Annotated in this window: 9 protein-coding genes and 1 pseudogene (1 of these 10 running past the window's edge); all 10 read right to left on the reverse strand. The window is 66.9% G+C overall.

Features of this window, described 5'->3' with window-relative positions:
• A pseudogene (gene fliP, locus K789_RS0110140) lies at nucleotides 1-104 on the reverse strand (flagellar type III secretion system pore protein FliP) (it extends 723 nt beyond the left edge of the window).
• Nucleotides 105-160: 56 nt separating this feature from the next.
• Nucleotides 161-736: a flagellar biosynthetic protein FliO gene (fliO, locus tag K789_RS26180; protein WP_024366659.1), complete on the reverse strand. Its 576-nt coding sequence runs from the start codon at nucleotides 734-736 to the stop codon at nucleotides 161-163.
• The gene (gene fliN / locus K789_RS0110150) at nucleotides 737-1,465 is read right to left on the reverse strand and encodes a flagellar motor switch protein FliN (protein ID WP_024366660.1); all 729 of its coding nucleotides are present in this window, start codon (nucleotides 1,463-1,465) and stop codon (nucleotides 737-739) included. It lies immediately after the preceding gene.
• Nucleotides 1,462-2,358, reverse strand: coding sequence for a flagellar motor switch protein FliM (locus K789_RS0110155; RefSeq protein WP_024366661.1), 897 nt, complete (start codon nucleotides 2,356-2,358; stop codon nucleotides 1,462-1,464). The genes fliN and K789_RS0110155 overlap by 4 nt, the downstream gene beginning before the upstream one ends.
• 60 nt (nucleotides 2,359-2,418) lie before the next feature.
• Nucleotides 2,419-3,246, reverse strand: coding sequence for an OmpA/MotB family protein (locus K789_RS0110160; RefSeq protein WP_024366662.1), 828 nt, complete (start codon nucleotides 3,244-3,246; stop codon nucleotides 2,419-2,421).
• A complete protein-coding gene (locus tag K789_RS0110165) occupies nucleotides 3,243-4,058 on the reverse strand; it encodes a motility protein A (protein ID WP_024366663.1) in 816 nt (271 codons plus the stop codon). The genes K789_RS0110160 and K789_RS0110165 overlap by 4 nt, the downstream gene beginning before the upstream one ends.
• Nucleotides 4,059-4,061: 3 nt before the next feature.
• Nucleotides 4,062-4,349 carry a flagellar FlbD family protein gene (locus K789_RS0110170; RefSeq protein WP_024366664.1) on the reverse strand — a complete coding sequence of 96 codons (288 nt, stop codon included), beginning with the start codon at nucleotides 4,347-4,349 and terminating at the stop codon, nucleotides 4,062-4,064.
• A gap of 194 nt (nucleotides 4,350-4,543) precedes the next feature.
• Nucleotides 4,544-5,722, reverse strand: a complete 1,179-nt coding sequence (locus tag K789_RS0110175; protein WP_024366665.1) for a flagellar hook protein FlgE — start codon at nucleotides 5,720-5,722, stop codon at nucleotides 4,544-4,546.
• Between the two features lie 31 nt (nucleotides 5,723-5,753).
• A complete protein-coding gene (locus K789_RS0110180) occupies nucleotides 5,754-6,188 on the reverse strand; it encodes a flagellar hook assembly protein FlgD (protein ID WP_024366666.1) in 435 nt (144 codons plus the stop codon).
• A gap of 18 nt (nucleotides 6,189-6,206) precedes the next feature.
• Nucleotides 6,207-6,747: flagellar hook-length control protein FliK (locus K789_RS0110185; protein ID WP_024366667.1), on the reverse strand; the 541-nt coding region annotated here is incomplete at its 5' end.

Here is a 6,747-nt window from a genome sequence, read left to right on the forward strand (position 1 = left end):
GGGTCGATGGGGGCTGCCTGGCCGGCCGAGGCGGTCAGCCAGAGCAGCAGCACCGCGAACAAGACGGCGGCGAGGCCCAGAGCCAAGCCCCTGGAGGATCGAATGGAGCCCGGGCGGGTGGCAGCTGGGCGCGCGGAGGCGGAGCGGGAAGTCAGAGAGCTCAATTGCGGCGCCCGCTCCTGAGAGCGGCAGCGGCCTGCTTCCACGTGGAGCCGGCCAGGATTGACCCGTGCAGGGGCGGATGGCCGGCCGCGCCGGACGTGGTTCCACGCAGTGCGGGCCCCCGCGCATGGGAGTCCCGGTGGAGGGTGCTGCGGCGGGGCAGCGGGGCGTTCGCGGGCCCGGAGTCGGCGGCGTCCACGCTGTCCTCGGTGAGTTCCTCGAAGGCGGCCTGCCGGCCGGGCAGCGGGCCGAAGCCGGAGAGTATCCGGGCAAATTCGCCGGCTCCGCGACGGGTTTCGGGGACGGCGGCTTCCTCAGCTTCGGCCGGGATGTCGCCGGTGTGCAGGACGTTGACGGCGTGTTCGGTGACGCCAAGGAGGAAGCGCTGCCCCGAGGCATCGACAACCACGACCGAGGCTTTCTGGCCGACGCTCTGCCGGCTGACAATGGTCAGTGCGCGGTCGGCCCGGCGCCGTCCGGTGCCCTTGCCGAGCCGTCGTTGCAGGAGCCACATGAGGCCCAGCACCGCGCCCAGGGCCACGAATACCCGCAGCCCGAGGATCAGTGCGTCCATTCAGCTAAGTCCCTCGGCAACATCGAGGATGCGGGTGATCCGGACGGCGTAGTCCTGGTCCAGAACCACCACTTCGCCGTGGGCGATCAGCCGCCCGTTGAGCAGGACGTCCGCCGGGGCGCCGGCGGAGCGGTCGAGTTCGATGATCTTGCCCGGTTCGAGCGAGAGCACGTCGCGCACCGACATGCGGGTGCGCCCGATCTCCACGGTGAGGGCCATTTCGATGTTGTTGATCCGGCCGAGGCGGCCGGCCACGGCCTCGCCGCCGGCGAACACGTCGCCTGCGCGGTCCTGGCTGGTGCTGTGTTCGCGGAGGCGGACGGCGAACCAGGCGGCGGCGTTGACGCCGTCGGAGAGTTCGAAGACCGCGGTGTCGGGGTCGGAGAGCAGGCCGGAGGCGTCGGACTCGCGCAGGTCGCTCAGGACTCCGGCGCCGAATACCGAGCTGGCGCTTTCCATCGCGGGGCGCAGCACGTCCGTCACTGAGACGACGCCGGGCTGGGCCCCCGCCATGCCGCCGGCTGCTTCGTCGAGGAAGGTGCGGTCGCTCAGCATCAGCGCGAGATCTGCGGTGACGGAGCCGACGAACGTGGCGGTGACGGCCTGGCGGGCGTACGCCGCGGCGGCGCGGGCCGGCACGAGTGCCAGCACTTTGAGCGCCACCGGGCTCGGCAGTTCTTCAACGAGCCGTTCCGCCGACGATTCGTGCCTGGTCAGGGTGATGCTCATCGGTGATTCTCCTCGATTGTGACAATGACTGCGGCCGCGCGGGACCCGTTGCGGGCCGGGGCCGCCGTGGCGAGCCGGGTGCCGTCCAGGGTGAGGTCAAACGGCCGGTTCTCCAGGTGCGGCAGGGTCAGGACGTCTCCCACCGCGAGGCCAAGGACCTGGCTGGGGGTGACAAACGACGTCGAGAGCCGCACCGACAGTTCCACCGGAACCCGTTCCAGCTGGGCGCTGACACGGGCGGCGGCGTCGCCCCGGTTGTCGGTGGGGTTGACCTTCTTGAGCCGACCCAGCAGGAGCGCTGCCGGGACGCCCAGGGTGGCGGGGGCGCTCATGTCGCCGACGTTGATGGTGAACGCAGCGACGATCATCAGTTCGCTGGGGGCTGCGGCCTGAGCGAACTGGGAGTTGTACTGGATAGTGTCGACCCGGACGGTTTCGCTCAGCAGCGGTCCCAAAGAGTAGCCGAGGTCTTCCAGGGCCTCATCCATAAGCCCCTTGACCAGGGCTTGTTCAATCTGGGTGAACTTGCGGTCCGGCATGGGCGCATCGTTGGAGGCGCCGAGCATGCGGTTCACCCAGCCGAGGGCTGCGGGGGCGGGGAACTGCACCACGAGCTTGGAATCGTGTCCCTCGACGGTGCAGAGCACCATGGCGGTGACCGCGGGCAGGGAGGCTGCGTACTCGTCGTAGCTGACCATGCTGACGTCTTCGAGTCGGACCACGGATTTGACGCGGACCTTGGCGGTCAGCTGGGTTCCCCACTGGCGGGCGTAGGTTTCAAAGGCGAGTTCCAGGACGCGGCTGTGTTCCCGGGCGAGCGTCGCGGGACGGCGGAAGTCGTAGACGCTAACCGCCCGCTCCCGCGCCACTTCCCGCTCATCCAAAACACTCACGGTTGCCACTATCGGCAAGGGATCCGCAGTGGTAAGCAGTACGCAGCAAGCAGTAACCGCCTATTTCCCGCTGTGCTTGAGCACTTCCGGAATCAGTGCCCGGACGACGTCGGGCTGGTCCGAGATGATCACGATGTCCACCCGGCGATTTCGTTCCATGAGCTCGGGGGTGGAGTCGTCGTTGACCTGCCGCGCGGAGCCGAAGGCGACGGCGCCGATGGTTGCCGGCGCGATCCCGCCGCGATCCACCATGTAGCGCAGGACGTTGACGGCCCGGGCCGAGGACAGCTCCCAGGTGGACGGGTAGGCGGTGATGCCGTTGGCAGCGTGGCCTTCGACCATGATCTCCAGAGACGCCGGACCGAGGATCGGAGAGATGATTGTCAAGACCTGGGCCGCCCGATCGGTCAGTTCCGGCCGGTCCGGCGCGAAGAAGGTCTGGGAACCGATCAGTTTGACCGTAAGTCCGCGCTGGTCGATCTGGAATTCAACGTTCTCGCTGAGCCCGGCGGCCGCCAGGCCTGCCTTCATCTGCGTTTCAAGGGCACGCAGCCGGTCAACTTCCTTCAAGGCCGCTTCGAGGGCGTCGGGTGCTGCCGGTGAACCCGCGGACTGGAGCGCGGCGAACGCCTCCAGGTTTTTGTCCGCAAGTTCGGGCGGAACCACTGTGCCCTCTGCCGTGTCCACTGTCTCGCTCGCGACCGCCCCAAAGCCGGTGGCGAGGGAATTGCGCAGCTTCTCGAACTTGTTCGCGTCGACCGTGGACATGGCGTAGAGGACGATGAACAGGCACATGAGCACCGTGACCATGTCCATATAGGACGCCATCCAGCGTTCGTCAACGTGGTGCTCTTCGGGTTTCTTGCGGGGGCGTCTGCGGCCACTCACGCGGCGGTGTCCATCGTTCCAGCGTCGCCGTTGGCCGCCTTGCGGCTGCTTCCGGGACTCTTGAGCTGGTGCTCGGGAACCATGGAGCGGAGCCTCTCGGCGAGCAGCAGCGGCTGAGCGCCGGACTGCACGGCGAGCATGCCTTCCATCAGCAGCGTCCGGCGTTCGATGTCCAGTTCGGACAGCCGGGCCAGACGCGAACTGAACGGGAGCCAGATGAAGTTGGCGGACAGCAGGCCCCAAAGGGTGGCGACGAAGGCCGCGGCAATCATGTGCCCCAGCTCATCCGGCTGGGACAGGTTTTCCAGCACGTGGGTCAGGGACACCACAGTTCCAACGATGCCGACGGTGGGGGCATAGCCGCCGAGGGACGCGAAAAACTTCGACGAGGCGTGATCGCTGCGGGACTTCGTATCGATCTCGTCCTCCATCTGCATCCGGAGGTCCTCGGCGTCGGTGCCGTCGGCAATGTTCTGCAGCGCCCGGGCCAGGAAGGGATCGTTGACGCCGGCGGCCTCTTCCTCCAGCGAGAGCAGGCCCTCGCTGCGGGCCTTTTCAGCGAAGCGCACCATCTGGTCGATGCTGTCCTGCGGTTTTGCCGTTTTCCCAATGAACATTCCCGGCACGGATTTGAATGCCTGGATGACATCCTTGAGTGTGTTTCCGGCCAGTCCGATGGCCAGGGTAGCCCCGAAAACGAGGATCATGGGGGCCGGCAGCACGAGGGAGCTGAGGCTGCCGCCCTCGAGAAGGACCATAACGATGAGGGAACCAAAGGCGAGAAGCAGTCCGATGACTGTTGCGGGATCCATGGATTACTTTCTTGGTGGCTCAGGTGCTGGGCGGCGGCGGTCGTCCGCGGGGTCCGACGGCGGAACGAGGCTCAAGGGGTATCCGGTCACCGCAGGGAAGTCCCGTGCTTTGCTTAGGACGTAGGCCCGGTAGTCGGCAATGAGTTCAACCACTTCGGCAAGGCTTTCCAGCACCACGTACGCGGCACCGTCGAGGGTCACCAGATGGGTGTCCGGGCTCTCGTGGATACGCTCGATCAGGTCCGGATTGACCGCGAAACGCGTTCCGTTGAGGCGAGTGACGACGATCATGGGCCGATTCTGCTCTGTTTTCTGCTCAGCGTTTGACCTGCTCAGCGATGCCAGGCAGGGGGAAGGGTGTTCTCCTTCTACTGTCGGCAGAGAGGCCCGGTTCGTTAGGCGGCGGGCCGTTCCGGCTGACTCACGAAAAGAACCGCCGCACCGTTGCCGGCACGGCGGTTCTCCCCACATGGTGTTCGGGAATTCTAGCGCTTGAGGTTGCCGAGCTCCTGCAGGACCTCATCCGAGGTGGTGATGATGCGGGCGTTGGCCTGGAAGCCGCGCTGGGCGACGATCAGGTTGGTGAATTCCTGGGACAGGTCCACGTTCGACATCTCCAGCGAGCCGCCGGAGAGGCTCCCGATGCCGGCATCGCCCGCTCCGCCGAGCTGCACGCCGCCGGAGTTGGCGGTAGCAACGTAGGACGAACCGCCAGCCTTCTCCAGGCCGGAGGGGTTGGTGAACTTTGCCAGCGCGATCTTGGCGAGGACCTGCTTGACGCCGTTGCTGAAGGAACCGATCAGGGAGCCGTCGTTGCCGAGGGTGAAGGATTCCAGTTTGCCGGCGGCGGACCCGTTCTGGCCGCTGATGGCGAGTGAGGTCAGCCCCGCGTAGGACGTGACAGTTGGGAGGTTGACGGTGATGGTTCCGCCGCTAACCGTGACCGGGTTCCCCGAGGTCAGCACTCCGCTGCCGTCGAATACCAGAGAACCATCGGTTGTAGCCCCGCCATCAGTCGACACATCCCACCCGGCAAGTGTCTTGCTGAAGGTGAGAGCCAAATTCTTCTCTGCGCCCTGGGCGTCGTAGGTTTTCACGACGCGCTCAAGCTTTGTGCCGTTCACGGCGTCGCTGGGCAGGTTGCCGTCCACCGCCACCGTCGAGGTTTTGTTGGCGGGAACCAGGGTGTTCGAGTTCAGGGTAATGCCGCTGACCGGACCGCCGGTGTTGACCACGCCATTATTGTCGGCGGGCCAGCCCTGCAGGATGCCGCCGTCGGGGCTGACCAGCTGGCCGGCGGCGTCGGGGTTGAAGGCGCCGGCGCGGGTGAAGAGTTGCTGGCCGCCCTTACTGGTGACGAAGAAACCGTCGCCGGAGATCATCATGTCCGTGGCGCGGCCGGTGCTCTGTGAGGAGCCCTGGGCGAAGTTGGTGCTGACGCCGGCGACTCGGACGCCCAGGCCGATCTGTGCGGGGTTGCTGCCGCCGGTTTCCGCCTGGGGGCCGGAGGCGCCCTGCGTCATCTGCGACAGTGTGTCCTGGAACTGGGTGGAGGAAGCCTTGAAGCCCGCCGTGTTCACGTTGGCAATGTTGTTGCCGGTGACATCCAGCATGGTCTGGTGGGCGCGAAGGCCGGAGATTCCGGAGTACAGCGAGCGGAGCATGGGAACTGCCTTTCTACGGGTGGAAAACTGGTCAGGAGGCGGCCGGAGCGGTGAGCCCGGTGATGGAGTCGAGGGGGATGGAGAGGTCGCCGACCTTGACGGTCGGAACAGCTCCCGAATACGACACGGAGCTGGCGATGCCCGTGCCGGTGGTGCCATCGCCGAGCGTGTAGCCGACGGAATGGCCGATCAACTGGGCTGCGGCCTGCCGCATCTGCAGGGAAAACCCTTCCTTGCTGTTGGTGGTCAGCTCCTGCATCTTCTCCATCATGGAGAGCTGGATGGTCTGGCTCATCATCTGGTTGGTGTCCATGGGGGCGCTCGGGTTCTGGTTCTTGAGCTGCGCCACCAGGAGGGACATAAAGACCTCCGAATCCATGGCCTGCACGGGCGCCCGCACGGCAGCAGGCTGCGGGGTCTCCCCCGCAGCCGTGACCGGCGATGAAGCGATGGGCTGGATCGTCATAAGTCGCGTTCCTTCGTGTCAGACAAGAATGTCGAGGGTGGTTTGGGGGCCGTTCAGGATCCGGGCGGTGCGCAGGGCGTCGCCGTCGGCCAGGGCGTCCCAGCGGTGGCCAGGGCGCGGATCGCCCGGGCCGTGGCGGTTGCCCGGCCCGGAGCTGGAGTCCCGCCCGGCGCCTTGCCCGTTCGGGTCCGGGCTGGTTCCGTCCCGTGCTGAGCTGCCCGGGCCGTTGTGCTCGGAGACGTCGAGGCTGGCCCCGAAGCCGGCATCGGCGAGTTCCTTGCGGAGTTCCGGCAGGATTGCGCGGATGGCGTCGCGTCCGGCGTCTCCCGGGGCGAAGAGCTCGATCCGGACTCCCGCGGCGTCGATGTGCGCCCTGACGGTCATGGGGCCCAGGTCCTCGGGGTTCACCTGCAGGGTCATGATGTGCTGGCCTTGCGGCGCCCCGGCAAGGGTGAAGAGCGGCTTCGCCAGTTGGGGCTGGAGCGTGGCAGTGGCCTGGGACGGGGCCGGCGGTGCGGGGTGCGGCGCGGAAACGACCGACGACGGCGGCTGGCTGGCC

Source organism: Arthrobacter sp. TB 26 (genome assembly GCF_000427315.1).
GTDB lineage: Bacteria > Actinomycetota > Actinomycetes > Actinomycetales > Micrococcaceae > Arthrobacter.

Excerpts from the sequence above, each read along its gene's own strand:
- K789_RS0110180 (WP_024366666.1), bottom strand. The coding sequence starts at position 6,188 with ATGACGATCCAGCCCATCGCTTCATCGCCGGTCACGGCTGCGGGGGAG.
- fliO (WP_024366659.1), bottom strand. The coding sequence starts at position 736 with ATGGACGCACTGATCCTCGGGCTGCGGGTATTCGTGGCCCTGGGCGCG.
- K789_RS0110175 (WP_024366665.1), bottom strand. The coding sequence starts at position 5,722 with ATGCTCCGCTCGCTGTACTCCGGAATCTCCGGCCTTCGCGCCCACCAG.
- K789_RS0110170 (WP_024366664.1), bottom strand. The coding sequence starts at position 4,349 with ATGATCGTCGTCACTCGCCTCAACGGAACGCGTTTCGCGGTCAATCCG.
- K789_RS0110165 (WP_024366663.1), bottom strand. The coding sequence starts at position 4,058 with ATGGATCCCGCAACAGTCATCGGACTGCTTCTCGCCTTTGGTTCCCTC.
- fliN (WP_024366660.1), bottom strand. The coding sequence starts at position 1,465 with ATGAGCATCACCCTGACCAGGCACGAATCGTCGGCGGAACGGCTCGTT.